The following is a 25,059-nucleotide window of genomic DNA, read 5'->3' on the forward strand; positions in this document are numbered from 1 at the left end:
GCCACCACGTGAGACGAAGCCCACAGGTCCAGATGCTGGAACATTTGTCCATTGACTGGACGGCGGGAACTAATATTGAACTCTAACTACTGCGCGCCTGGCCTCTCCATGCCCGGCCGGTTCTCATGAAAGTGTGTCCATATGTCATCCACACAAACCTCCGCGGAGCCAGGATCACCGAAGGCGGTGAACACGCGCGGCCGCGTGATCGTTGCCAGCCTGATCGGTACCACGGTTGAGTTCTACGACTTCTACGTCTATGCGACTGCCGCTGTGCTGGTCTTCCCCGCACTGTTCTTCCCCAACCAGAACGAGACCACGCAGCTGCTGAGCTCGTTCGCTGTGTTCGGCGTGGCATTCGTCGCCCGCCCGCTGGGGTCCATCGTCTTTGGCCACTTCGGTGACAAGTTCGGCCGCAAGGGCACCCTGGTGGCCTCGCTGCTGACCATGGGCATTGCGACGTTCCTGATCGGCTGTCTGCCGACGGCGCTCGTTCCGGGCTGGGAGTTCTGGGCCCCGGCCCTCCTCGTGGTGATGCGCTTCGCGCAGGGCCTGGCCCTCGGCGGCGAGTGGAGCGGCGCGGCCCTGCTGGCCACGGAGAACGCCCCCGCCAACAAGCGCGCCATTTACGGCACGTTCCCGCAGCTCGGTGCGCCCATTGGCTTCATCATCGCCAACGTGATCTTCCTCGTTGCCAGCTACGCCCTGTCACCGGCAGCCTTCCTGGCCTGGGGCTGGCGTGTGCCGTTCCTGATCAGCGCCGTGATGGTCATCATCGGCCTGTACGTGCGCCTCAAGCTGATCGAGACGCCTGCCTTCACCAAGGTCCTTGAGTCCAAAGAGGTGGCCAAGCTGCCCCTGGCCCGGGTCTTCAACACCAGCTGGCGCCAGCTGATCCTGGGCACGTTCATCATGCTCGCGACCTATGTGCTCTTCTACCTCATGACCACGTTCACGCTGACCTACGGCACCCGCGCCTCCAGCCTGGATGCTGCCAAGGCGGCCGCAGAAAAGGCCGGCAAGCCGATGTCCGAAGCGGCAGCTGCTGCGTTCGTTCCCGGCCTGGGCTTCACCCGCAACGACTTCCTCTGGATGCTGATTGCCGGCGTCGTGTTCTTCGGTATCTTCACCCTGGTCTCCGGACCGCTCGCCGAGAAGTACGGCCGCCGCAAGATGCTGCTGGCCGTGACGGCCGGCATCTTCGTCTTCGGCCTGCTGTGGGTCCCGCTGTTCAGCAGCGGCTTCGTGGGCACCATGGCCCTGCTGATCATCGGCTTCTCGTTGATGGGTCTCACGTTCGGACCCATGGGCGCCATCCTGCCGGAGCTGTTCCCCACCAACGTCCGGTACACCGGTTCGGCCATCAGCTACAACTTCTCCAGCATCCTGGGCGCAGCGGTGGCACCGTTCATCGCCGTCTGGCTGTGGGAAATGGCGAAGGGCAGCCCGGTGCTGGTGGGCGTCTACCTCACCGTCATGTCCGTCCTGACGCTGTTCGCCCTGTTCGTGAGCAAGGAAACCCGCGACGTGGACTACGAGAACAACGTGGCCTGACCTTCCAGCCCAGTTAGTGCCGGTGATGCCCGGCGTGTTCCCCGTTATTCCGGGGAGCGCGCCGGGCATTTCTGCGTCCCGGGCCGGACGACGTGGGCAGGAGCGTACGACGGCGGCGCCCGCCGCCCATCCGAAGGCTCACCCCGCGTAGCGGGACACGAAGTTCTTCAGAATGGTCATGGGCTCGGTCACGGTGAACCCGCGGGCGGACGCCATCAGCTCCTCCGCGGATTCCGGCGGAAAGTAACCGGCATGGCAGTAGATATCGATCCGGGTGACCAGGCCCTCAACATCCAGTTCGGGATGGAACTGGGTGGCGTACAGGTTCTGCTTGATCCGGAACATCTGGACCGGGCAGGCCTGTGAGGACGCCAGCAGCACGGCGTGGGAAGGCAGCGCGGTGCAGGCTTCCTTGTGCCCGGTGAAGGCAGTGAACCGGCGCGGCATCCCGCGCAGGACGGGATCCGCGACGCCCGCGTCCGTCAGCTCGATCTCCACTCCGCCCAGGGGTTCGCCGAACGTCCTGTCAATCACTGCACCCTGGTGCGTTCCCAGCGTCCCCACCCCGTAACAGGCGCCGAGGAATGGGAAGTCCTGGTCCACGATCCGGTCAAGCAGCCCGGCAAGTTCCCGCTCCACGCGATGCTGGGTGGGACTTTTCTCTTCTGCGGGATCGCTGGACGTGAACGGGCTGCCGCCCACGATCACGCCGGCGTACCCCGCCAGGTCCAGTTCCGGCAGAGGAGCGGCCTCCAGCCGGATACGGCGGAGCTGTTCCGGTGCCAGCCCGCCGTACCTCAGGTAGGCGGCGTACTCATCCTCGGCGGCGTCATCTTCGGCCCGGGAGGCGAGGAGCAGGAAAGGCTTCACACGCTAAGTCTGCCCGCGGCCCCCTGATGAGCGCCAGAGCACGCCAACGCCAAAGCAGGGTCTCAGTGCCCGGCAGGTTCACCCGCGGACTGGGCCAGGGACCGCCGCGACTGCGGCCGGGCGGCGGGGTCGGCGTGCCGGTGGACCAGCTTCCAGTACCCTTCCTCCCGGCGGAAAACACTGGTCACACGGAGCGCGAACTCCTCCGTCAGCGGTGCACCCTCCAGCCGGGCCCGGAAATGTTCGGTCTCCACCAAGAAGGCGGTGTCCCGTGCGGTGTAGGACGTGATGGTGTCGAACCCCAGCATCTCGCCGTCCTGGAACTGCCTGGACGCCTGGTCCAGGCGCGCTTCCACCTGGGCCCAGCCGCGGGCAATGCCGCCGAAAGGATTGGCCAGGGTGACGTCGTCGAGCCTTGAATACAGGTCCTTGACCGGGCCGGGGTTGCCGCGGGTGATCTCCGGAACGGCCAGGTGGTAACGGGCTACTTCTTCTTCAAAACTGGGTGCAAGCATGGGGTGCCTCCGGCGCTTCTAGTCTTCGATCCTGGCGATGACGGCGCCGGCCGCGATCGTTTCACCGGGCGCGGCACCAAGGCCGGTAATGGTTCCGGAACGGTGCGCGGTCAGGGGCTGTTCCATCTTCATGGCTTCGAGCACCACGATCAGGTCACCTTCGGCCACCACGTCGCCGTTGGCCACGGCCACCTTGACGATGGTGCCCTGCATCGGGGACGTCAGCGAGTCGCCGGTGGCGGCTGCCGCGGCGCCGCCTGAGCGGAGGCGTTTCTTGGATTTGCCGGCCTTCGCGCCGCCGCCGGAACCCGTGCCGACGGATCCAAGGGAGGCCGGCAGGACCACTTCGAGGCGTTTGCCGCCGACCTCGACCACCACGCGCTGGCGTTCACCGGCGTCTTCAGCGGCCACGCCGGTCCCGTCCGGGGACCAGGCGGGAAGGTTGTTGACGAATTCTGTTTCGATCCAGCGGGTGTGGACCTTGAAGGGGCCGTCGGCCGGAGCGAAGTCGGGATTGGTGACCACGGCCAGGTCGAAGGGGATGACCGTGGGGATGCCTTCCACCACCATCTCCTCCAGCGCACGGCGTGAGCGCTGCAGGGCCTGGGCGCGGGTGGCGCCCGTGACGATCAGCTTGGAGAGCATGGAGTCGAAGTTGCCGCTGATGATGTCGCCCTGCTCCACGCCGGAATCAATCCGGACACCGGGTCCCGTGGGGTTCTTCAGGCTGGTGATGGTTCCCGGTGCGGGCATGAAGTTCCGGCCCGGGTCCTCGCCGGTGATGCGGAACTCGATGGAGTGGCCACGGACCTCGGGGTCGCCGTAGCCCAGTTCCTCGCCGCGCGCCAGGCGGAACTGTTCGCGGACCAGGTCGATGCCCGTGACTTCCTCGGAAACGCAGTGCTCCACCTGGAGGCGGGTATTGACCTCCAGGAAAGAGATGGTGCCGTCCTGGCCGACCAGGAATTCGCAGGTGCCCGCGCCGAGGTACCCGGCTTCCTTCAGGATGGCCTTGGAGGATTCGTACAGCCGGCGGTTCTGCTCTTCGGTGAGGAACGGGGCCGGGGCCTCTTCCACGAGTTTCTGGTTGCGGCGCTGCAGGGAGCAGTCACGGGTGGAGACCACAACAACGTTGCCGTGGGCGTCCGCAAGGCACTGGGTTTCCACATGGCGGGGGGCGTCCAGGAAACGCTCGATGAAGCACTCGCCGCGGCCGAAGGCTGCCGTGGCTTCCCGGACGGCAGATTCAAACAGCTCCGGAATCTCCTCGCGGGTGCGGGCCACCTTGATGCCGCGGCCGCCGCCGCCGAAGGCAGCCTTGATGGCCACCGGCAGGCCGAACTTGTCCACGAATTCAAGGATTTCCTCGGCTGATTGCACGGGGTCGGCGGTGCCGGGAACCTGGGGTGCGCCCACCTTTTCGGCGATGTGGCGGGCCTGGACCTTGTCGCCGAGGGCGGAGATGGCGTCGGGGGAGGGGCCGATCCAGGTGATGCCGGCTTCAATGACCTTCGCCGCGAACTGGGCGTTTTCGGCGAGGAACCCGTAGCCCGGGTGGATGGCGTCGGCACCGGACTGGCGGGCAGCGTCGATGATCTTGTCCATCACCAGGTAGGACTCGGCGGCCGTGTTGCCGCCCAGGGAGTAGGCCTCGTCTGCGAGCCGGACATGGAGCGCGTCCCGGTCAGGATCGGCGTAGACCGCCACGGAGGCAATGCCTTCATCACGTGCCGCGCGGATGATCCGCACTGCGATTTCGCCGCGGTTGGCGATCAGCACCTTGGTGAGGTTCGACTGCACGGGACTTGCGGACTGCTCCAAAATTGCTGACAAGGCGTCTCCTTCTTTCCTTCAGGGAGCCTAGCGCGATTTTGAGGGTTCCGCCGATATTACTTGCGGATTCCGCGTGTAAACCGGCAATGCTTTGTAGGAAACCTACAAACGTCCGAGCAATCGGGGCGATTATGGCGCGGGCCAAAGCTCCGTGATGCGCACGTTGGCCTGGCCCAGAAGCGCCCGGAGCGTCGAAATGGAAAGGCCGACGACGGTGTGGGGGTCCCCGTCCACCTTCCGGATGAAGGCCCCGCCGAAGCCGTCGATAGTGAACGAGCCGGCGCAGTGGAGCGGTTCCCCGGTGGCGATGTAGGCGTCGATTTCCTCCGGTTCCATGTCCGTGAAGTGGACCTCGGCGGAGGTGACCGCCCCGAGAGTCGCGCCGGACCCCGGCGCCGCAGCGCCGTCGTCGGACGCTTCACCCGTGCCGTCCGCCGCCACCGCGCGGCAGTCCACCAGCCAATGCCCGGTGTGCAACACCCCGCTGCTGCCGCTCATCCGGAGCATCCGTTCGCGGGCGACCTCTGCGGTGTACGGCTTGCCGTGCGCCTCGCCGTCGAACTCAAACACCGAGTCGCAGCCGATGACCAGCGCGCCCTCCGCCTCGGGCAGCGCGGCCACGGCCTCGGCCTTGGCGCGCGCCAGCAGCAGGGCGGTATCGTGCGGATCCGTGACCCCGTAACGGGCCTGGACTGCGTCCTCGTCAACGTCGGAGACCAGCACCGAGTGCTGAATCCCGGCGTCGGCCAGGAGTTTGGTGCGGGCGGGGGACTGGGAGGCCAGGATCAATCGGGTCACGGATTCAGCCTAGTGGACGGGCTGGGCGAGCTCCTGCGGCGTGTTTTCCCGGCGTTCGAGCTTGGCGCCCTCGACGTCCACATCCGGCAGGATCCGGTCCAGCCACTTCGGCAGCCACCAGGTCTTTTCGCCGAGCAGGTACATCACGGCCGGCACAATCGTCATCCGCACGACGAAGGCATCCAGCAGCACCCCGAACGCCATGGCGAAGCCCAGGGGCCGGACCATGGTCAGGTGGCTGAAGATGAAGCCGGCGAACACGCTGACCATGATGATCGCGGCGGCGGTCACCACCGCGGCGGCATGGCTGAAGCCGATCCGTACTGCCTTTTTGGCCGGTGCGCCGTGCATGTAGGACTCGCGCATGCCGGAGGCGATGAAGACCTGGTAGTCCATGGCCAGGCCGAACAGCACACCGATCAGGATGATCGGCAGGAAGCTCAGCACCGCGCCGGGATTGGCGACGTCGAACACGGCCCCCAGCCAGCCCCACTGGTAGACGGCCACGACGAGGCCGAACGCGGCGGCCAGCGACAGCAGGAAGCCTCCGGTTGCCAGCAGGGGAACCACGATGGAGCGGAACACCAGGAGCAGGAGGATCAGCGAAAGCCCGACGACGATCGCCAGGTAGGGCGGCAGGGCGTCGCCCAGTTTCGTGGAGACATCGATGTTGCCGGCCGTCTGGCCGGTCAGCCCGATGGTGACCCCCGTATCGGCCTGGATCTGTGCGCCGCGTTCGCGGAGTTCGCTCACCACCTGCACGGTGCCTGCCTTGGCCGGACCTTCCTCCGGGATGACCTGGAAAACGGCGGTGCGGCGGTCTTCACTCAGCGCCACCGGAACGGCGGCCACGACGTTGTCCACGCCCCGGATCAGGTCGGCGACGTCGTACTGCAGTTCCCGGGCACGGGCTTCGTCCAGGCCGGCCGGGAACTCGCCCACCACCACAATCGGACCGGTGACGCCTTCGCCGAAGCTGCGGGCCGTCACGTCATAGGCCTGGTAGGCCTCGGAGTCCACCGGCTCGGAGCCGCCGTCGGGCAGGGCGAGCTGAAGCTGCGCGGCGGGCAGGGCCAGGGTGCCGAGCAGTAGCACACCGGCGACCATCGCCACGATGGGGTGCCTTGTTACCAGGCCGCCCCAACCGCGGGTGCTCTTGGCTTCGTCCCGGGCGACGTCGGCGGCCTCGTGGCCGGCTTCGGCGTTGTGGGCCTCCGCTTTGGCCCAGGCCCGCCGGGAAATGATGCGGCGCCCGATCAGGGACAGCATGGCCGGCGTCAGCGAGAGGGCAACCAGGACGGCAACAGCCACGGTGCCGGCGGCGGCCAGGCCCATCACGCTCAGGAACGGCAGACCCGGAACCACCAGGGCGGCAAGGGCGATGATGACGGTCAGGCCGGCAAAGAGCACCGCGTTGCCGGACGTTCCGGTGGCACGTGCCACGGATTCCTCCGGGTCCATGCCGGCAAGCAGCTGGGTCCGGTGCCGGTTGACGATGAAGAGCGAATAGTCGATGCCCACGGCCAGGCCAAGCATCAGGGCGAGCATGGGGGAGATGGAGCTCATCTCGAACGCACCGGACAGGGCAAATGTGATGCCCACGCCAACGCCGACGCCGATCACGGCCATCAGCAGCGGCAGCCCGGCGGCGATCAGTGTGCCAAGCATCAGGATCAGGACGAGGGCGGCCACTGCGATGCCGATGATTTCGGCCGTGCCGAAGAGCTCGGAGATGTCCTCGGTGATTTCCTTGCTGGCCAGTGCTGTGACGCCGGCGGCCGCCGTTTCATGCGCGATGTCCTGGACCTGCTGCCGCACGGCAGGGGTGAGGGCGTTGATGGAGGTGGTGAACTGCACCTGGGCCACCGCGGCCTGGCCGTCCTTCGAGACAAACCGGATCCCGCCGGAAGCCTCAGCCTGGCGCTTGCCCAGGTCCAGCTTCGCCTTAGCGGCTGCGAGTTCCTGCGTGCCGGCAGCAAGCTGTTCCTGCCCCTGGGCCAGGGCAGCCTTCTGCTGTCCCAGCCGTGCCTCGACGACGGCGGCGGACGCTCCCGCGGCCGTAAGCTGCTGCTCTGCGGCACTCAGCTGCGCCGCGCCGGCGTCGAGCTGGGTCCGTGAGGCGTCCAGCTTGGCCTGGCCGGCAGCAAGCTGCTGCGCGCCCTCGGTGATGGCCTGTCCGGCCTGGTCCAGCTGGGCCTGCGTGGCGAACGGATCGGTGGTGGCCTTGACGTCCGGGAGTTCCCCGAGTTTGGTGAGGGCGGCCGTGACGGCAGCGCGGCTCTCGCCGGTGAAGCCACCGGCGGGGGCTTCGAAAACGATCGTTGCGGAGCCGCCCGAGGCTGCGGGCAGTTCCTGCTTCAACTTATCCGCGATGCGCTGGGTCTCCGTGCCCGGAATCTGGAAATTATTGGAGAGCGTGCCGTGGAAGGCGGCAGCCGAGCCGCCGACCGCCACCAATGCGGCGAGCCAGAGTGAGATGACCAGCCATCGGTGGCGGTAGGAGAACTTGCCGAGGCGGTAGAGCAGCAGGGCCATGTCAGAGCCGTTCTTTGAGGAGGGTAGGGGCGGCGGTTGGTGGGGCCGTGGACGGTGCTTGGGCCGCGGCAGCCGCGGCTGTGCCGGTTGCCGGATGGGGACTCCCGAAGCCGGAGCCCAGGTGGCCCATGGCATCAATCAGCAGTTGGCGAAGCACGGCGAGCGAGGCGGGGGAGAGATCGGCGCCGCAACGGGCGAACCAGACATCCATGGCTGCCCGGCCACAGGAGATGACGGAACCGGCCAGGGCACGCAGGTAGAGCTCATCGACGGCGGCGCCGGGGGTTCCCGCGAAGCGCTCCCGCGCGGCGTTGATGATCTGCCCGGTGCAGTGGTCCCAGGCTTCGAGTTCGGAGCGGGAAAGGAGCGCGTTCTCCTGGGTCAGGGTGAACAGCTCAGCCAGCGGAGCCACGGTCATGGGGTCCGCCAGCTGCATGAGGGCAGCCCGTGCGGATTCGAGGATGGGCTCGTCGGCGGGACGCTGCCTGAACTGCTGCAGGGCGCTGTCCAGGAATCCGTTCGTCACTGCGGCCAGTGCGGCTTCGATGCTGCTGAAGTAATTGAAGAAGGTCCGCCGCGAGATGCCGGCCATCTCGGCAACATCCTCCACCGTGAAGTTCCCGGGCCCGTTGCTGCGCAACAGCGCGAAGGCGGCATCGGTGATTGCCTGGCGCGTGGCGGCCTTGTTGAGTTCGCGTCGGGAGAGGGTCTCGGTCACGAAATTACACTACGTGCAAGTTTGCACGCCGCGCAAATTAATTCACAGGAAGATGAAAGGTTCCCAACAGCTGGAACTGATCCTGCCGGCCGAGACTGGATTAGTCCCGACAGGGAGAAGATGACCAGCCGTCAGGGACGGCAGATTCAGGAGAAAACGAATGGCACGCACTAGGAGAATCACGCTGGGCCTGACGGCTACGGCACTCGCCCTTGGAGCCGGAATCGGGGTTGCCGGGATGGCCTCTGCAACCACGACGCCGACCCCCACCCCCAGCGCCAGCTCAAGCACCTCCGCGGACGCCAGCACCGCCCCGGCCGAGGGCAAGGGCGGCCGGGGTGGCCACGGCGGCCACGGCGGCTTTGGCTTCGGCGGCGCGGATGCAGCTGAACTGGCTACGAAACTGGGCGTGGACCAGACCAAGCTGACCGATGCCTTGAAAGCCTTCCGCGACGCCAACAAGCCCGCCGCCGGTACGGAGAAGGGTACGACGGCTGACGGAACCAGGCCTGACCCCGCAGCCCGGCAGGCTGAACTTGCCAAGTCGCTCGCAGCATCGCTGGGTATCGACGAGGCCAAGGTGACGGCGGCGCTGGAGGAACTGCGCACCGCAGAGCAGGCAGAACACGCCGCGGAACTGAAGACCCGCCTGGACAAGGCCGTTACCGACGGCAAGCTGACCCAGGCTGAGGCGGACGCAGTCACGAAGGCCGTGCAGAACGGGGTGATCGGCGGCGGCGGCCGCTGACCCGCAGGGCAGAGAGTAAAGGAGCCGCGAAAGGAAGAAGTCCCCGGAACTACTAAGTTCCCGGGGACTTCTTCGTTTGCACTCTTTGAGGCGGCGGTATTAGGCCTTTGCGCCGGCCAGTTCCCGTACGGCGTCGGCCGGGTCAGTACCCCGGGCGGCGGCGGAAGGATCCGCGGTGGCGGAGTCGGCGTCGTCATCCGCGAACGGGTTGCCGTTGCGGGGCGCGTTGTAGAGCGCCTCGTCAAGGATGCCCTGGCGCTTGGACACGATGGCGGGGACGAGCGCCTGGCCCGCGACGTTGAGCGCGGTGCGGCCCATATCGAGGATGGGGTCGACGGCCAGCAGGAGGCCGACGCCGGCCAGCGGCAGTCCCAGCGTGGAGAGCGTCAGGGTGAGCATCACCACGGCGCCGGTGGTGCCGGCCGTAGCGGCGGAGCCGAGGACGGAAACCAGGGCGATCAGCACGTACTGGGTGAAATCGAGCTGGATGCCGAAGAACTGGGCCACAAAGATGGCCGAGATGGCGGGGTAGATCGCGGCGCAGCCGTCCATCTTCGTGGTGGCGCCCAGGGGCACGGCGAAGGAGGCGTACGCACGCGGAACGCCCAGGTTGCGTTCGGTGACCCGCTGGGTCAGCGGCAGGGTTCCGATGGACGAGCGGGACACGAAGGCCAGCTGCACTGCCGGCCACACGCCGGAGAAGTACTGCTTGACGGAGAGCCCGTGGGTGCGGACCAGAACCGGGTAGACAACAAACATCACCAGGGCCAGGCCGACGTAGATGGCGAAGGTGAACTTGCCGAGTGCGCCGATGGTGTCCCAGCCGTAGACGGCCACGGCGTTGCCGATCAGGCCGACCGTGCCGAGGGGCGCGATCCGGATGATCCACCACAGGACCTTCTGGATAACGGCCAGCGCGGAAGCGTTGAGGTTCAGGAAGGGCTCCGCGGCCTTGCCCACCTTGAGGGCGGCGACGCCCACGGCGATGGCGATGACCAGGATCTGGAGCACGTTGAAGCTGACGGAGGTGCTCACGGTCGTGGCGGCGTTGGCGCTCTCGGTCACCGTGGAGCTGGCCCCGAGGCCGAGGAAGTTCTTGGGGAACAGGCCGATCAGGAAGGACCACCAGTCGCCGGTTTTGCCGGCGTACTTGGCTTCCTGGGTGATGCCGGTGTTCGCGCCCGGCTGCAGGAACACACCAAGGCCGATGCCGATCAGGACCGCGATCAGCGACGTGATGGCGAACCACAGCAGGGTGTTCCAAGCCAGCTTGGCGGCGTTGGATACCTGGCGCAGGTTGGAGATGGAGCTGACCACTGCCGTGAAGATCAGCGGGACCACGGCGGTCTGCAGCAGCGAGATGTAGCTGGAGCCGATGGTCTGCAGCGTGGCGCCGAGGCCGTTGGGCTCGGTCTTCGTGCTGCCCGTGTACTTGGCCAGCAGGCCGAGGCCAAGGCCCACAATCAGGGCGGCGATGATCTGGAAGCCGAACGAGCCAGCCCATTTGGGCAGCTGGAAGCCGGTCTTTCCTGAGGATTCGGGGGTGCGGGTTTGAGTGCTCACCAGAACACGCTAGGTCCGCAGCCCTTATCACGGCCAACGGATGTTGAGAAATGTTACGCCGACACATTCCCGTCCGGGCCCACAAATCCGCGCATCCGGCGTCATACAAGGCAATTGTGAAGTTATTCCCGCAACCCGTGTGGCAAAGATCTCTCGTTGAGCAGTGCCCGACGGAGCGTATCCAGTCCGACCGAGCCGATGTTCAGGGCCTTGGTGTGGAAGGCCTTGAGGTCGAAGCCCGGCCTGGCTTCGAGGTCGGCGCGGATCTGTTCCCAGAGGCGCTGCCCTACTTTGTAGGAGGGGGCCTGGCCGGGCCAGCCGAGGTAGCGGGTGAATTCGAAGTTGAGCTGGCCTTCGCTGATGGCCAGGTTTTCCTTGAGGAAGTCGAAGCCTTTGTCCGGCGTCCACGTGCCGGTGCCCCAGCGTTCAGGGACGTCGAGTTCGAGGTGGACGCCGATGTCGAACACCACGCGTGCCGCGCGCATCCTCTGGGCATCCAACATGCCCATGCGGTCACCGGGGTCGGCCAGGTAGCCGAGTTCCTGCATTAGCTTTTCGGCGTACAGGGCCCAGCCTTCACCATGTCCGGAGGTCCAGCAGACGTTCCGCCGCCACTTGTTGAGCAGTTCCCGCCGGTAGGTGGCGGTGGCTACCTGGAGGTGGTGGCCGGGGACGCCCTCGTGGAAGACGGTGGTGGTCTCGGCCCAGGTGGTGAACGTGTCTTCACCGGCGGGGACGGACCACCACATCCTGCCTGGCCGGCTGAAGTCGTCGGAGGGTCCGGTGTAATAGATACCGCCTTCGTCAGTGGGGGCGATCAGGCATTCCAGCTTCTTCATGACAGCGGGAATCTCGAAGTGCACCCCGGCAAGGTCGGCCACGGCTTTGTCGGAGAGTTCCTGCATCCAGGCCTTGAGGGCTTCAGTGCCCTTTAGCTGGCGCGCGGGATCGTTGTTGAGGACGTCTTTCGCCTCCGCAATGCCGGCCCCCGGCTTGATGACGGACGCGACCTTCTCCTGCTCGGCGATCAGCCGGTCCAGTTCCCGGACGCCCCACGCGTAGGTCTCTTCGAGGTCGACGGCGGCGCCGAGGAAGGAGCGCGAGGCCAGTGAGTAGCGTTCCCGGCCGACGGCGTCCTTCTCCGGTGCCACGGGCAGCAGCTCCGTGGTGAGGAAGTCCGCGAGCTGCTGGTAGGCGCCGCGCGCAGCGGCAGCACCGGCGTCGAGCTTTTCCTGCACTGCGGTGCCAAGCGGACCGTCAGCAGTCCGTGCCCCGGCGGCGAGCTTCGCGAAGAAGCCGTCCCCGGCGGCGTATTTGGTGGCCTGTTCGATGACGGCGGAGACCTGGCGGGCGGCCGACACTTTCCCCGCGTCCTTGGCGTGGCGAAGCGAATCGATGTAGCCCGCGATAGCGCCCGGAACATTCAGGGCGCGGCCGGCGATGTGCTCCCACTGCCCGGCCGTGTCAGTGGGCATCAGGTCAAAAATGGACCGGATGTCCTGCGCGGGCGAAGCGATGTTGTTCAGGTCAGCCGCGTCCCAGCCGGACCCATGGATTTCGAGCTGCAGTCCCAAACGCTCCCGCATGGCGTCCAGCGTGACGGCGTCCACGTCGTCCCCGGGTGCCAGGCCGTCCAGGGCCGCCAGCGCCTTGGCTGCCTCCGCCGCGAATTCGGCGGTGCCGGCAGGGGAGAAGTCGGGGTACTCGGTCTCGTGCCCGGGCAGCCCGAGCTCCGTGGCAAAGGACGGATTCAACCGGATGAGCGTGTCGGTGTAGGCATCCGCCACGGCATCGATGGCGGAAGGCGGACGGACAGCAGACGGGGCTTCGGTAGTCACCCCACGAGCTTATCCCCGGCTTCGCCTCCACTCGCCGGGACCCGGCGTGGGCGCGAGCCGCAACTGCTGCCGGCGCATCCAGTGCCGGAGGTGGGGCTTCCCGGTGCCCGGCGCGTCCGTGACGCCGAGGGAAAGCACGACGGCGGTCAGCGCCGCGAGCTCCTCGGCCGACGGTTCGCCCTTGACCACGGAGAACAGCGGCGGGGCAGCCTCGGCGGGGCCTTGCGAGGTTAGGGGGTGGTTGGGGATCACAGCGGGATGTTCCCGTGCTTCTTGGCGGGCAGGCTGGCCCGCTTGTCACGAAGGGCGCGCAGCCCCCTGATGATCTGGATCCTCGTCTCGGACGGGGCGATGACTGCGTCCACGTAGCCAAGCTCCGCAGCCTGGTAGGGGTTCAGCAGCTCTTCTTCGTACTGCCGGATGACCTCGGCGCGGCGGCCTTCGACATCCCCGCCGCTTTCGGCAACGGCGACCAGTTCGCGGCGGTAGAGGATGTTGACCGCACCCTGTGCGCCCATCACGCCGATCTGGGCAGTGGGCCAGGCGAGGTTAAGGTCCGCGCCGAGCTTCTTGGAGCCCATCACGATGTACGCCCCGCCGTAGGCCTTGCGCGTGATGACGGTCAGCTTGGGGACGGTGGCTTCCGCGTAGGCGTAAAGCAGTTTGGCGCCGCGGCGGATGATGCCCTGGAACTCCTGGTCCTTGCCGGGCAGGAAGCCCGGCACGTCCACCAGGGTGATGATGGGGATGTTGAACGCGTCGCAGTTCCGGACGAAGCGGGCAGCCTTCTCGGAGGCGGCAATGTCCAGCGTGCCGGCGAACTGCAGCGGCTGGTTGGCGACGATCCCCACAGTGTGTCCCTCAACGCGGCCGTAGCCGATGATCACGTTGGGGGCATAGAGGGACTGCATCTCCAGGAAATGCGCGTCATCCACGATCTGCTCGATGACGGTGCGCATGTCATACGGCTGGTTCGCGGAGTCCGGCACGAGGGCATCGAGGGCGAGGTCGTCGTCGTCGGGCTCCAGTTCCTGCTGGTGCTCCAGCACCGGGGCCTCGGCAAGGTTGTTGGACGGCAGGAAGTCCAGCAGTTCGCGGACAAACCCGATCGCGTCGGCCTCGTCGGAGGCAAGGTAGGTGGATGTGCCCGTGTTGGCATTGTGCTGCCGTGCGCCGCCGAGCGTTTCCATGTCCACGTCCTCGCCCGTGACGGTCTTGATGACGTCGGGACCGGTAATGAACATGTGCGAGGTCTTGTCCACCATCACCACATAGTCCGTGAGCGCGGGGGAGTACGCGGCGCCGCCGGCGGACGGTCCCATGATGAGGGAGATCTGCGGGACCACACCGGAGGCGTGGACGTTGTTGCGGAAGATGTCCGCGAACATGGCCAGGGAGGCCACGCCTTCCTGGATCCGCGCACCGCCGCCGTCGAGGATGCCCACCACGGGGCAGCCGTTGCGCAGGGCGAATTCCTGGACCTTGACGATTTTTTCGCCGTTGACCTGGCTGAGGGACCCGCCGTAGACGGAGAAATCCTGGCTGTAGACGGCCACCGGGCGCCCGTCCACAGTGCCGTAACCGGAAACCAGGCCGTCTCCGAGGGGCTTTTTCTTTTCCATCCCGAAGGCGGTGGAGCGGTGCACCGCCAGGGCGTCAAGCTCCACAAAGGATCCCTCATCGAGGAGGAGGTCGATGCGCTCGCGGGCGGTGTTCTTGCCGCGGGCATGCTGCTTCTCGATGGCTTCGGGGCCGGAGGGCTGCTCTGCACGGGCCTGGCGGTCGCGGAAGTCGGCGATTTTTCCCGCTGTCGTGGTCAGGTCGTGGCTCATCAAGTGTCTCCGGCTCTGTAGCAGATTGGTGCTGTAACAAAATGGTGCTGCGTCTCGGTGCTGGCGGGGCAGGTCTGATGGCGGGATTTAAGTAGCTTCCGCACAAAGGACGAACCCTGCTGGCTAGTCTAATGACGCTTTTGCGGAGGACGGCTGTAGAAAACCTACAATTTTGTGGCACATCCGCCCATCAAGCAGTATGTTACTGACCAGTAACATATCTGGACTACAGTGGAGCCCATGACTTCCAGCAATGACGCAAGGTCCGCCGCCATCACGCCGTACCAGCCCACCGGCTCCCTTCGGGGCCGCACCATTTTGATGTCCGGTGGCAGCCGCGGCATCGGCTTGGCCATTGCCACCCGTGCTGCCCGGGACGGCGCAAACGTGGTCTTGTTGGCCAAGACCGGCGCGCCCCATGCCACACTCGCCGGCACTGTCCACAGCGCGGCGGAACAGGTTGAGGCCGCCGGCGGCCAGGCACTTGCCATCGTGGGGGACGTGCGCCGCGACGAGGACGTGGCAGCCGCCGTGACGGCCGCCGTCGAGCGTTTCGGCGGTATCGATGTGGTCCTGAACAATGCCTCCGCAATCGATCTGTCCACCACGGACGACGTCGAGATGAAGCGCTACGACCTGATGCAGGACATCAACGTTCGCGGAACGTTCCTGCTGTCCAAGCTGGCGCTGCCGGCGCTGCGTAGATCGGACAACGCCCACATCCTGACCCTCTCGCCGCCCCTGAACCTGGACCCCAAATGGGCCGGCAGGCACCTTGCTTACACGATGGCCAAATACGGCATGAGCCTGACCACCCTGGGCCTGGCCGAGGAACTCAAGGCGGACGGGATCAAAGTCAACTCCCTGTGGCCGTGCACGCTGATCGACACCGCGGCGATCCGGAACATGCCCGGCGGCCGGGCCATGGTGCAGGCTGCCCGTGGACCGCAGATCATGGCGGATGCCGCCCACGCGATCCTGACCGGCGGCAATCTCGCCGGCGCTTCGGCCGCCGGATCGTCGCCCGCCGGCAGGGGTGCCTCCAGCGGGAACTTCTACACGGACGAGCAGGTGCTGGCGGCGGCAGGAGTCACCGACTTCCGGCCCTACAGTCTCGGAGCAGCCGAGGAACAGCTCGTGCCGGACCTTTTCCTCTAAAGCACATCCCGGTCAGGTGCCTGGCGTCAGGTGCGTGAAGTCATGTGCCTGGGGTCATGTGCTGGCCGGAACAGCCGCCGGAGGCCTGTGAGTCGATAGGATTCAAGTATGGCTGACTCACAAACCCCGGGAAGTCCGTTGAACCGCGGGGCCCTGGCGGACCCGGATTTCCTGGCCGCCACCGGCATCGCGAAAATGGTGGTGGTGGACTCCACCGGATCCACCAACGCGGACCTCCTGCGGGCAGTGGCCGTTGAGCCAAAGGAGTGGCCTGACTTGTCGGTGCTGACGGCCGAGTACCAGACCGCAGCCCGGGGCAGGCTGGACCGGAGCTGGGAGGCGCCGCCGCTGAGTTCGGTGTCCGTTTCCATCGTCCTGCGGCCCATGAACGCTGAGGGCAGGCCCCTGCCCACTCACACTTATTCGTGGCTGTCGCTGCTTGCCGCGCTGGCCCTCCGCGAGACGCTGCTGGAGACGGCCGGCATCCCCGCTGAGCTCAAGTGGCCCAACGATGTCCTGGTCCGCGGCCGCAAGATCGCCGGGATACTGGCCCAAATGGGCCCCCTGGGCGACGGCTCAGTGCCGGCTGTGGTCCTCGGGACCGGCCTCAACGTGACATTGACGGCGGCAGAACTGCCGGTGCCCACAGCCACCTCCGTGGCGCTTGAGCAGCCGCTGACCGATGACCGGACCCAGCTGCTCAAGAGCTACCTGGCACACTTCGCCCGGCTCTACCGCAGCTTCTGCAATGCCGACGGCGACCCCACCGCCGGGTTGGCCGGTGGACCTTCCCTCCACAAGCGCGTGGAGTCGGTGATGGTCACGCTGGGCAGGCAGGTGCGCGCGCAGCTGCCGGGAGACCACGAGATCATCGGCCATGCAACCAGGCTGGACGAGTATGGTTCGCTCCTCGTGGTGGACCAGGACGCCCGGGAACATGTAGTGACCGCCGGTGATGTGGTGCATCTGCGTCCCTGGACCCCGCCCGGCCAGGACACCGAAGGTGGTTATGCGTAAAGGCCTCGTGCCGGGCGAACAGGTCATCACCATCACGCGTCCGCAGCCGAGGAGACTGGCCGGGCCGGCCGCAGCCTTCATTGCCGCACCGGCCGCCGCTGCCTTCGCGAGCGCCTGGACCCTGCGGGGCGAGGCCGCCCGGTTAATGCCGGCCATCTCCGCGGATTGGGCACCGTGGATCGCCCTCGCATGCGCCCTGGCCGCCGTGTGGATATGGTTGGCATATTGCCTGCCGCCGCTGCTGCGCTGGCAGGGAACCCGTTACATACTCACCAGCCGGAGGATTGTTGCCCGCTACGGCATGGTGCGGCGCCGGGATGAACAGGTCAATCTCGGCTCGGTCCGCAACGTGACGGTCCACCAGTCGGTGTGGCAGCGCATATTGCGCTCCGGGAATATATCCTTGGAAACCGGATACCAAAGCGTGGTGACCATCCAGGATGTCCCGGAAGCGGCACGGTTTCGGGACTTTGTGCTGGATGCCATGGCTGAACTGCCTGCGGGCAGGGATCCGGAGACCGATGAACTGCCGGAATATGCCGATGACGAACTGCCGTGGGAGTTGAGAGAAGGTGGACACGATGAACGATGAGGACCAGCAGGACCTTCCGGCCCGCGCAGCCGAAAGTGCCCACCCGCCAACGGGTGCACTGTCCGCTGAACGGCTGGCCGCCAAAGCGCTCGAGGCCAAGCTGTTGGGCGGCGAACGCAAGCTGCGCCGCCGTGAGGTGGCTGCCGGGGCAGGGTTGTCGCTCCTGTCCGCGCGGAAGCTCTGGCGCGCGCTGGGCTTCCCGAACTTCGGAGACGAAGATGTTGCGTTCACCGAACGGGACCAGGCCGCGCTGTCCACGGTGGTGGACCTGGTCCGCTCCGGAGTCCTGACCGAAGAGGCCGCAATCTCGGTCACCCGAGCCATCGGCCAGATGACTGACCGGATGGTGGTTTGGCAGATCGAGGCCCTGGTTGAGGACATGGTCCACGAGCAGGGCGTGACGGACGCTGTGGCCCGCAAACGCCTGGTCAACGAAATGCCGGCGCTGCTCGACGCGCTGGAGCACATGCTTCTCTACTCGTGGCGGCGGCAGCTCAACGCCGGCATCCAACGGCTCGCCGTCCGCGCCGAAGCCGGACTGCAGGCGAGCGAAGAGGGCCGCGAAGGCGACGAAGACGATGCGCCGCTGCCGCTGGCACGTGCCGTCGGGTTCGCCGACCTCGTGTCCTACACAAGCCTCTCCCGCCGGATGAACGAAAAGACCCTCGCCCGACTGGTCCAGCGCTTCGAGAACAAATGCGCTGAGATCATCTCCGTGGGCGGTGGCCGGCTGGTCAAGACCGTGGGCGACGAAGTCCTCTACATCGCCGAAACACCGGCAGCCGGGGCCGAAATCTCACTGGCACTGTCCCGGGCCTTCACCGAGGATGAGATCCTCCCTGAAGCGAGGGTGGCAATGGTCTGGGGCAGGATCCTCTCCCGGCTGGGTGACATTTACGGGCCCACGGTCAACCTGGCTGCCCGGCTCACCACCCTTGCTGATCCGGGGACGGTCCTGATTGACTCCATGACGGCTTCGGCGCTGGATCATGACGAACGCTTTGTCCTGGTTCCGCAGCCCGCCGAAAACGTCCGCGGCTTCGGCGAAATCCACCCTGTGCTGTTGGCGCGCGGTGAAGGCAGGGGCCTGGTAGTCGACTAGCGTCAATCGCCTGCCTTGTGCCGACCCGCGGATTTATCCAGTTGTTGGCGTATCACGCTATAGTCGGACGTTGTGGCCGCCCGCGTCCACTGCACAGGGGGAGCGCTACCCATCGCGACCCCAGCCCCGCTTCGGTAGGCTAACGCGGGAACAGAGAGCCCGGTACCGGGTCTTTGGACGGTGTGGCCGGGGGGCCGCGACAAATTTCAGGGGAATAGAAGAGCTGTGACAACTCTGCTGGGGAAGCTTGGTCTCAAGAGACGCCACAACAAGATGGTCACCGGATCGGCTTTTGCTGCCGCGGGTGCCGTGCTGGTTGCCAGTGCGATCATCTATCCGGGGTTTAAGACCACTGAAGTGGAATTGAACGACGGCGGGGTGTGGGTTGTCAGTAAGTCCAATAACGCCGTGGGCCGGCTGAATTATCCGTCGCGGGTGCTCGACGGTGCGGTGACCCCGGCGAGCACCACCTTTGACATCCTGCAGAACGCCGGGAATGTGTTTGTGGATGATGCCACGGGTTCAACGCTGAACCAGGTCTCCCCTGCGAACATGCGCCTGGGCGGGGACAAGCAGCTGCCTGGCTCCGCGGACGTAAGCTTTGGTGCCGGCGTGATCTCGGTGACGGATCCGGCCGCCGGAAAGGTCTGGGCCCTCTCGCCTTCCACCGTGAATGGATTTGACCAGGAATCTTCCGAACCGGTGATGGTCGGTTCGGAGGGTCTGGTGTCCGCGGTCGGTGCCGATGACCGGGTGTACTCGGCGGATCCGAAATCCGGCGTGGTCACCGTGACCGCCGTGGACGCCAACGGTGACGTGGTGGCCTCGGATACCAGCACCTGGGGTGAGCTTAAGGGTGCAGGTGATCTGCAGATCACGGTGGTGGGGGACAAACCGGTGGTGCTGGACGCTGCGGCGGGGAGCCTGTTCCTGCCCGGCGGCAAGCGGCTGCAGCTGGACAATGCGCGGGATGCGAAGCTGCAGCAGGGCGGTCCTGCGAGTGACTTTGTCGCCATCTCCACCCGGAAGGCGCTGCTGAAGCAGCCCCTCGACGGTTCCACTGCCAAAACAGTGTCCTTCGACGGCGAGGGCGTGCCGGCTGCGCCGGTGCAGCTGGGCGGGTGCGTGCATGCGGCGTGGTCCGGGGCGAACAAGTATGTGCGTGACTGCACCAATGATGCCGACGATAAGAACGTGGACGTGCCCAAGGCAAGTGCGTCGCCGTCGTACGCGTTCCGGGTGAACCGGGACCTGGTGGTCCTGAACGATGTGAACTCCGGGAACGTGTGGCTGGTGAACCAGAACATGCAGCTCGTGAACAACTGGGACGACGTTGTGCCGCCCAAGAACGAATCCGACGAGCAGGACCAGGAATCGGCGGACAACAACACCATCAACGTCCTGCCGGACCGCACCAAACCCAACCGGCCGCCGGAAACAAAACCGGACGCCGTCGGTGTCCGTCCCGGCCGCACCACCATCCTCAGCGTCCTGGACAACGACTCCGATCCCGACGGCGACGTCCTGACCGCCGCCGTCGGCGACTCCGGACCCAAAGCCGGAACCCTCCAGAGCATTTACGGCGGCACGGCATTCCAGATCTCCGTGCCCGCTGACGCCAGGCCCGGCACCGAAACGTTCAACTACAACGCTGCCGACGGCCGGGGGCTTTCCGCCGGCGGACAGGTCACCCTCAACGTGGTGGGGGACGACGAAAACCGCCCCCCGGCCTTCAAACGCGGCGGTGACGCCACCACGATGCTCGTGGAACAGGGCAAGTCCGTCAGCCAGAACATCCTCACCGACTGGACCGATCCCGACGGTGACGACCTCGTCCTGATGGACGCCAAGGCAGACAACGACCAGGACCAGGTCAAAGTCCGCCGCGACGGCCTGCTGACGTTCCAGGACTCCGGCGCCACCGCCGGAAAGAAGAACGTCGAAGTCACCATCTGGGACGGCCGCGCCACGGTCACGGGAAAAGTCGTGATCAACGTCCAGCCGCCAGGTGCCCTCGCGCCGGTGGTCAACGCCGATCACGTCACTGCTGTGGTGGGGCAGGACCTGGTGATCTCACCCCTGAAGAACGACGTTGATCCCAACGGCGGTGCCCTCCGCCTGGCCCAGGTGGAGGCCAACGGTCCCGCCGAACTGGGTCCCGTCACCGACGGCGGAACCTTCACGTTCCGCAGCACCACCCCCGGCCCGGTCTACCTGACCTACATCGCCAGCAACGGGCCGCAAAGCAGCCAGGGACTGATCCGCGTTGACGTGGAGTCCGGCAACGACGCCGGCGATCCCGTCGCCGTCCACGATGTTGCCTTGATGCCAACCGGCGGCAGCGTCCTCCTGGACCCGCTGGCGAATGACTCGGACCCGTCCGGCGGCGTGCTGGTCCTGCAATCCGTGAAGCTTCCGGAGAACACCACAGCGTCCGTGAGCGTGATCGACCACAGCGTCCTGCGCATCACCGATGTCTTGGGCACCAAGGAGCCCTTCCGCTTCGAATACACCATGTCCAACGGCAGGAAGTCGGCCACCGGCAGTGTCGCCGTGGTCCCGGTCCCGGCTCCCGCCGTCGTCGAAGCACCCCAGCCCAAACCCGACGAAGTAAACGTCCGGGTCAACGACGTCGTCACCATTCCGGTGCTGGAAAACGACACCCACCCGCAGGGCCAGCAACTGACCGTTGACCCCGTCCTGCCGCAGGCCGTGGATGAACTGGACGGCAAGAGTTTCGTCTCCGAAAACACCGTCCGGTTCATCGCCGGCGCCCAGCCCAAAACGGTCCGGGCCATCTATAACGCCGTGGACCCGCAGGGGCAGAAGAGCGCCGCTGCTGTCACCATCCACATCCTTCCGCTGGAAGGCGCCGAGAATTCCCGGCCGCAGCCCCGGAACCTCACCGCCCGGGTGGTGGCCGCCGGCACAGTGCGGATACCGGTACCCCTGGACGGAATCGATCCCGACGGCGACTCCGTGCAGCTGACCGGCATTGACAGCACCCCGGCCATGGGAACCGCCACCGTGGGCAGCAACTTCATTGACTTCACCGCGGCCGGCGACGGCGCCGGAACCGACACGTTCCGCTATAAGGTGGTGGACCGGCAGGGCGCCGTCAACACCGGCACCGTGACGGTCGGCATCGCCCCGCGGGGCGAAACCAACCAGAACCCCACCCCGGTCGATGACGAGGTGAAGGTCCGGCCGGGACGGCAGATCGCCGTCGACGCCACCGGCAACGACACTGACCCCGACGGCGACCTCATCCGCATCCTCACGGACGGCATCGAGGCTGACCCCGCCCTCCAGGCCACCGTCAGCAAGACCAGCGGGCGCATCATTCTGCTGGCCCCCAACGCGGCCGGGACCGTCAACGTCCGCTACGCCATCGCCGATGACCGGGGGGCATCCGCCCAGGCCACCATCCGCGTGGTGGTCGACAACGAGGTTCCCCTGAAGGCGCCCATTGCCCGCGACGACCGGGTGACGTCCGCCCAGGCCATGGGAAAGACTGCCGTGGACGTGCCCGTCCTCAAAAACGACGAAGATCCCGACGGCGTGGGTGAGAACCTCAAAATCAGCACCGAGGCCGTCACCGCACGCCCCGGGGCCGACGGCAACATGATCGTGGAGCTCACCGAACAGCCGCAGCTGATCCCGTACTTCGTCGAAGACGTGGACGGCCAAAAATCCACCGCCATCATTTGGGTGCCGGGCCTGGGGCAGCAGGTCCCCACCCTCGCCAAGGACGAGGTCATCGAGGTCATCTCGGGGCAGTCCGTGAACGTTGACCTCAAGGACTGGGTGAAGGTCCGTGAGGGACGGTCACCCCGCCTGACCCAAACAGACCGAATCAAGCTCATCGGCTCGGACGGCAGCAACCCCGTTTCGGGCGACGGAACCTCGCTGAAGTACTCCGCCGGCGTGGACTATGTGGGGCCCGGCTCGCTGAGTTTTGAAGTGACCGACGGCACCGCCGTTGACGATCCTGCAGGCCTGAAGTCCACCCTCAGCGTCCGCACGAAGGTGCTGCCGGACCCGAACCGCAACAACCCGCCCGAACTCCTGGGCGCGAAAGTTGAGGTTCCGAAGGGGGAGTCCGCCGACCTGGACCTGAGCCGGCTGACCTCGGACCCTGACCGTAACGACGTGGACAACATGAAGTACGAACTGGTGGGCGGCAGCCCTGCCAGCTTCAATGCCCGCATGGACGGCAAGATCCTCAAGACCTCGGTGGACGGATCAACCGCCACCGGCACCTCGGGGGCCGTTCAGGTCAAGGCGACGGATCCGCGCGGACTGGAAGCGACCGCCACCTACCAGCTGTCCGTCATCGCCTCCAACCGGCCCAAACCGGTCGCCAATGACGACCTCGAGCCCAACGCCGCCGCCGGTAAGCCGGTGACAGTCAGGGTCCTCGCCAACGACGCCAACCCCTTCCCTGAAACTGCATTGAAAATCATCGCCGCCACTGCCGAAACCGGCAGCGGCAATGTGGAGGTCTCCGGCGATGCAGTTACGGTGACCCCGGCACCGGGGTTCAGCGGGTCAATGGTGGTCTCCTACACGGTGGCCGATAAAACGCAGGAAGCCTCGAGGCAGGCCACCGCCCGGATCCGGTTGACCGTCAAGGACAAGCCGTTGGCACCCACCACACCGCAGGCGCAGAGTGTCGGGGACCAGACGGCACTGCTGACGTGGAGCGCGCCCGCCGACCGCGGCTCACCGATCACCAAGTACACGGTGTACGGCGCCGGCTTCAGGCAGGACTGCCCGGCCAACACCTGCACGCTGACCGGACTGGTCAACAACACCAAGTACACGTTCGAGGTCACGGCCACCAACGAGTTCGGCGAGTCTGACCGCTCACCCGCCTCGGCGGAGGTCAGGCCGGACGTCAAACCGGACACGCCCCTGGCGCCGACGCTGAAGTTCGGCGACAAGCAGCTCGCGGTGAACTGGGTGGCCCCGGCCAGCAAGGGATCACCGGTCAAGTCGTACGACCTGGAGATTTCGCCGGCCCCGGCAGGCCAGAACGCCCAGGTCCAGAACCTGACCGCTGTCAGCTACGTCTGGAAGGGACTCCAGAACGGGGTGTCCTACAAGGTGCGTGTCCTGGCCCGGAATGACGCCAAGGAACCGTCCGAGTGGAGCGCGTATTCGGCAGCTGAAGTGCCTGCCGGCGTGCCGGCGACGCCGGCTGCCCCGTCAGCGACGGCGGCCCCTTCGGTGGGTCCCCAGAGCCAGCTTAAGGTGTCCTGGACGGCGCCGAACAACAACGGTGACGCAGTGTCCGCGTATACCCTGACCACCCTGAGGGGAGGGGCTGTAGTGTCATCCCAACAGGTCGCGGGCACCTCGCAGAACGTCACGGTGGACAACTCCGAATCGGGCTACACCTTCACCGTGTCAGCCACCAACAAGGCGGGGACCTCCGGGACGAGCGCGCAATCCGCGGCCGTGCGTGCGGTGGGCAAGCCCGCCATGGTGGGAACGCCGTCGGCCACCCTCGTCGGCACCAACGCCGACGGCGGAAAGATCGATGTCCGGTTCACGCAGCTGACCGACGCGCAGCGTAACGGATCGACGGCAAACGAGATCTCGTACATGTACCGGCTGACCTCCGGCGGCGGCAGCGGAAGCATTCCTGCCGGCGGGGGAGTCGTGGCAGCCGCCAACGGCACCGACACCGCCGTCGTCGTCTGGGCCGTCTCGTCCCGCAGCTCAACGGCAGGTGACGCAAGCCCGGCATCAAACAGCGTCAACCCCTACGGGCTCGCTTTCGCTCCGACCGTGACGGGAAGCGGCAGCGGCGGCGTCGGCGACAAGACGGTCTCCTGGAGCTGGAACCAGCCAAGCGGCAACGGCCGCGCCGTAACCGGATACCAGTACAGCCTGGACAACGGCACGTGGCAGGACACCGGCCAGCGGTCCTTCTCCAAGAGCGTCGGCTACAGCGAAACCCACACGCTGGAGGTCCGCGCGGTCAGCGCAAACCAGCCCGGCAGGATCGGCAGCGACACCTCCCGCAGCGGGGCCGCGCCGCCGCCGCCGGTCCCGACGTCGTGGTCTATCACCGCTACACCGGTGCGCAGCTGCACCGAGCCGGGATACGGAACAGACAGTTTCCGGCAGGGCAACCCGTCCTCCTGCGTCGGCGGAGGCAAGTGGATGCCCGCGAACCAGGCAGCTGATTCGGACTTCTACGTGGTCTGGTACAAGACCTCGGAGAATCCTTCCGGCATCTGGTACCACCTGACCAGCGGTGCCGCGTCAGGGAACTACGTCCGCAGCGATACCACCAACCACCCCGGCAACCCGCCAAACGGAATGCCCAAGCGCTAAGCCGGACAGCCCCGCCCCCGGGGTTCGCCGCCATACGA

17 protein-coding genes are annotated in these 25,059 nt (G+C 66.4%); 7 read left to right on the forward strand and 10 right to left on the reverse strand.

Features of this window, described 5'->3' with window-relative positions:
- Positions 1-141: 141 nt before the first annotated feature.
- Positions 142-1,554 carry an MFS transporter gene (locus IAQ70_RS06725; protein WP_190988543.1) on the forward strand — a complete coding sequence of 471 codons (1,413 nt, stop codon included), beginning with the start codon at positions 142-144 and terminating at the stop codon, positions 1,552-1,554.
- A gap of 138 nt (positions 1,555-1,692) precedes the next feature.
- Here the strand turns inward: IAQ70_RS06725 and IAQ70_RS06730 are convergent, their stop codons facing one another.
- The 6 genes from IAQ70_RS06730 to IAQ70_RS06755 all read right to left on the reverse strand — a co-directional run bounded on the left by IAQ70_RS06730 (position 1,693) and on the right by IAQ70_RS06755 (position 8,823).
- On the reverse strand, positions 1,693-2,424 hold the full coding sequence (locus IAQ70_RS06730) for a glutamine amidotransferase (protein WP_190988544.1): 732 nt from the start codon (positions 2,422-2,424) through the stop codon (positions 1,693-1,695).
- Between the two features lie 62 nt (positions 2,425-2,486).
- Positions 2,487-2,939 (reverse strand): YybH family protein, encoded by a 453-nt coding sequence (locus IAQ70_RS06735; protein ID WP_190988545.1) that lies wholly within the window; start codon positions 2,937-2,939, stop codon positions 2,487-2,489.
- An 18-nt stretch (positions 2,940-2,957) separates the two neighbouring features.
- The gene (locus IAQ70_RS06740; protein ID WP_223859296.1) at positions 2,958-4,772 is read right to left on the reverse strand and encodes an acetyl/propionyl/methylcrotonyl-CoA carboxylase subunit alpha; all 1,815 of its coding nucleotides are present in this window, start codon (positions 4,770-4,772) and stop codon (positions 2,958-2,960) included.
- 129 nt (positions 4,773-4,901) lie between these two features.
- On the reverse strand, positions 4,902-5,570 hold the full coding sequence (locus IAQ70_RS06745; protein ID WP_190988546.1) for a Maf family protein: 669 nt from the start codon (positions 5,568-5,570) through the stop codon (positions 4,902-4,904).
- 9 nt (positions 5,571-5,579) lie between these two features.
- Positions 5,580-8,105, reverse strand: a complete 2,526-nt coding sequence (locus IAQ70_RS06750; RefSeq protein ID WP_190988547.1) for an MMPL family transporter — start codon at positions 8,103-8,105, stop codon at positions 5,580-5,582.
- Between the two features lies 1 nt (position 8,106).
- The gene (locus tag IAQ70_RS06755; protein ID WP_190988548.1) at positions 8,107-8,823 is read right to left on the reverse strand and encodes a TetR/AcrR family transcriptional regulator; all 717 of its coding nucleotides are present in this window, start codon (positions 8,821-8,823) and stop codon (positions 8,107-8,109) included.
- Positions 8,824-8,983: 160 nt separating this feature from the next.
- Between IAQ70_RS06755 and IAQ70_RS06760 the strand changes: the two genes are divergently transcribed.
- On the forward strand, positions 8,984-9,571 hold the full coding sequence (locus tag IAQ70_RS06760; protein WP_190988549.1) for a hypothetical protein: 588 nt from the start codon (positions 8,984-8,986) through the stop codon (positions 9,569-9,571).
- A gap of 99 nt (positions 9,572-9,670) precedes the next feature.
- Here IAQ70_RS06760 and IAQ70_RS06765 read toward each other — a convergent pair whose 3' ends face one another.
- From IAQ70_RS06765 to IAQ70_RS06780, 4 genes are all read right to left on the reverse strand, one after another.
- Positions 9,671-11,134, reverse strand: a complete 1,464-nt coding sequence (locus IAQ70_RS06765; protein ID WP_190988550.1) for a dicarboxylate/amino acid:cation symporter — start codon at positions 11,132-11,134, stop codon at positions 9,671-9,673.
- Positions 11,135-11,256: 122 nt separating this feature from the next.
- Positions 11,257-12,972, reverse strand: a complete 1,716-nt coding sequence (locus IAQ70_RS06770; RefSeq protein ID WP_190988551.1) for a DUF885 domain-containing protein — start codon at positions 12,970-12,972, stop codon at positions 11,257-11,259.
- A 9-nt stretch (positions 12,973-12,981) separates the two neighbouring features.
- A complete protein-coding gene (locus tag IAQ70_RS06775; protein WP_317983603.1) occupies positions 12,982-13,224 on the reverse strand; it encodes an acyl-CoA carboxylase subunit epsilon in 243 nt (80 codons plus the stop codon).
- Complete coding sequence (locus IAQ70_RS06780) at positions 13,221-14,804, reverse strand: acyl-CoA carboxylase subunit beta (protein ID WP_190988552.1); 1,584 nt, start codon at positions 14,802-14,804, stop codon at positions 13,221-13,223. Before IAQ70_RS06780 ends, IAQ70_RS06775 begins: the two co-directional genes overlap by 4 nt.
- A gap of 240 nt (positions 14,805-15,044) precedes the next feature.
- On the opposite strand from IAQ70_RS06780, the gene IAQ70_RS06785 reads away from it, so the two are divergent.
- The 5 genes from IAQ70_RS06785 to IAQ70_RS06805 all read left to right on the forward strand — a co-directional run bounded on the left by IAQ70_RS06785 (position 15,045) and on the right by IAQ70_RS06805 (position 25,021).
- The gene (locus tag IAQ70_RS06785; protein ID WP_190988553.1) at positions 15,045-15,962 is read left to right on the forward strand and encodes an SDR family oxidoreductase; all 918 of its coding nucleotides are present in this window, start codon (positions 15,045-15,047) and stop codon (positions 15,960-15,962) included.
- Between the two features lie 108 nt (positions 15,963-16,070).
- On the forward strand, positions 16,071-16,979 hold the full coding sequence (locus IAQ70_RS06790; protein WP_190988554.1) for a biotin--[acetyl-CoA-carboxylase] ligase: 909 nt from the start codon (positions 16,071-16,073) through the stop codon (positions 16,977-16,979).
- Complete coding sequence (locus tag IAQ70_RS06795; protein ID WP_190988555.1) at positions 16,972-17,571, forward strand: PH domain-containing protein; 600 nt, start codon at positions 16,972-16,974, stop codon at positions 17,569-17,571. Before IAQ70_RS06790 ends, IAQ70_RS06795 begins: the two co-directional genes overlap by 8 nt.
- Positions 17,561-18,673: an adenylate/guanylate cyclase domain-containing protein gene (locus IAQ70_RS06800; protein WP_190988556.1), complete on the forward strand. Its 1,113-nt coding sequence runs from the start codon at positions 17,561-17,563 to the stop codon at positions 18,671-18,673. The genes IAQ70_RS06795 and IAQ70_RS06800 overlap by 11 nt, the downstream gene beginning before the upstream one ends.
- A 225-nt stretch (positions 18,674-18,898) precedes the next feature.
- Positions 18,899-25,021: an Ig-like domain-containing protein gene (locus IAQ70_RS06805; protein WP_190988557.1), complete on the forward strand. Its 6,123-nt coding sequence runs from the start codon at positions 18,899-18,901 to the stop codon at positions 25,019-25,021.
- Positions 25,022-25,059 lie beyond the last annotated feature (38 nt).

It is taken from the genome of Pseudarthrobacter sulfonivorans (assembly GCF_014712225.1).
GTDB lineage: Bacteria > Actinomycetota > Actinomycetes > Actinomycetales > Micrococcaceae > Arthrobacter > Arthrobacter sulfonivorans.

Excerpts from the sequence above, each read along its gene's own strand:
- IAQ70_RS06760 (WP_190988549.1), top strand. The coding sequence starts at position 8,984 with ATGGCACGCACTAGGAGAATCACGCTGGGCCTGACGGCTACGGCACTC.
- IAQ70_RS06795 (WP_190988555.1), top strand. The coding sequence starts at position 16,972 with ATGCGTAAAGGCCTCGTGCCGGGCGAACAGGTCATCACCATCACGCGT.
- IAQ70_RS06785 (WP_190988553.1), top strand. The coding sequence starts at position 15,045 with ATGACTTCCAGCAATGACGCAAGGTCCGCCGCCATCACGCCGTACCAG.
- IAQ70_RS06735 (WP_190988545.1), bottom strand. The coding sequence starts at position 2,939 with ATGCTTGCACCCAGTTTTGAAGAAGAAGTAGCCCGTTACCACCTGGCC.
- IAQ70_RS06800 (WP_190988556.1), top strand. The coding sequence starts at position 17,561 with ATGAACGATGAGGACCAGCAGGACCTTCCGGCCCGCGCAGCCGAAAGT.
- IAQ70_RS06780 (WP_190988552.1), bottom strand. The coding sequence starts at position 14,804 with ATGAGCCACGACCTGACCACGACAGCGGGAAAAATCGCCGACTTCCGC.
- IAQ70_RS06790 (WP_190988554.1), top strand. The coding sequence starts at position 16,071 with ATGGCTGACTCACAAACCCCGGGAAGTCCGTTGAACCGCGGGGCCCTG.
- IAQ70_RS06725 (WP_190988543.1), top strand. The coding sequence starts at position 142 with ATGTCATCCACACAAACCTCCGCGGAGCCAGGATCACCGAAGGCGGTG.
- IAQ70_RS06750 (WP_190988547.1), bottom strand. The coding sequence starts at position 8,105 with ATGGCCCTGCTGCTCTACCGCCTCGGCAAGTTCTCCTACCGCCACCGA.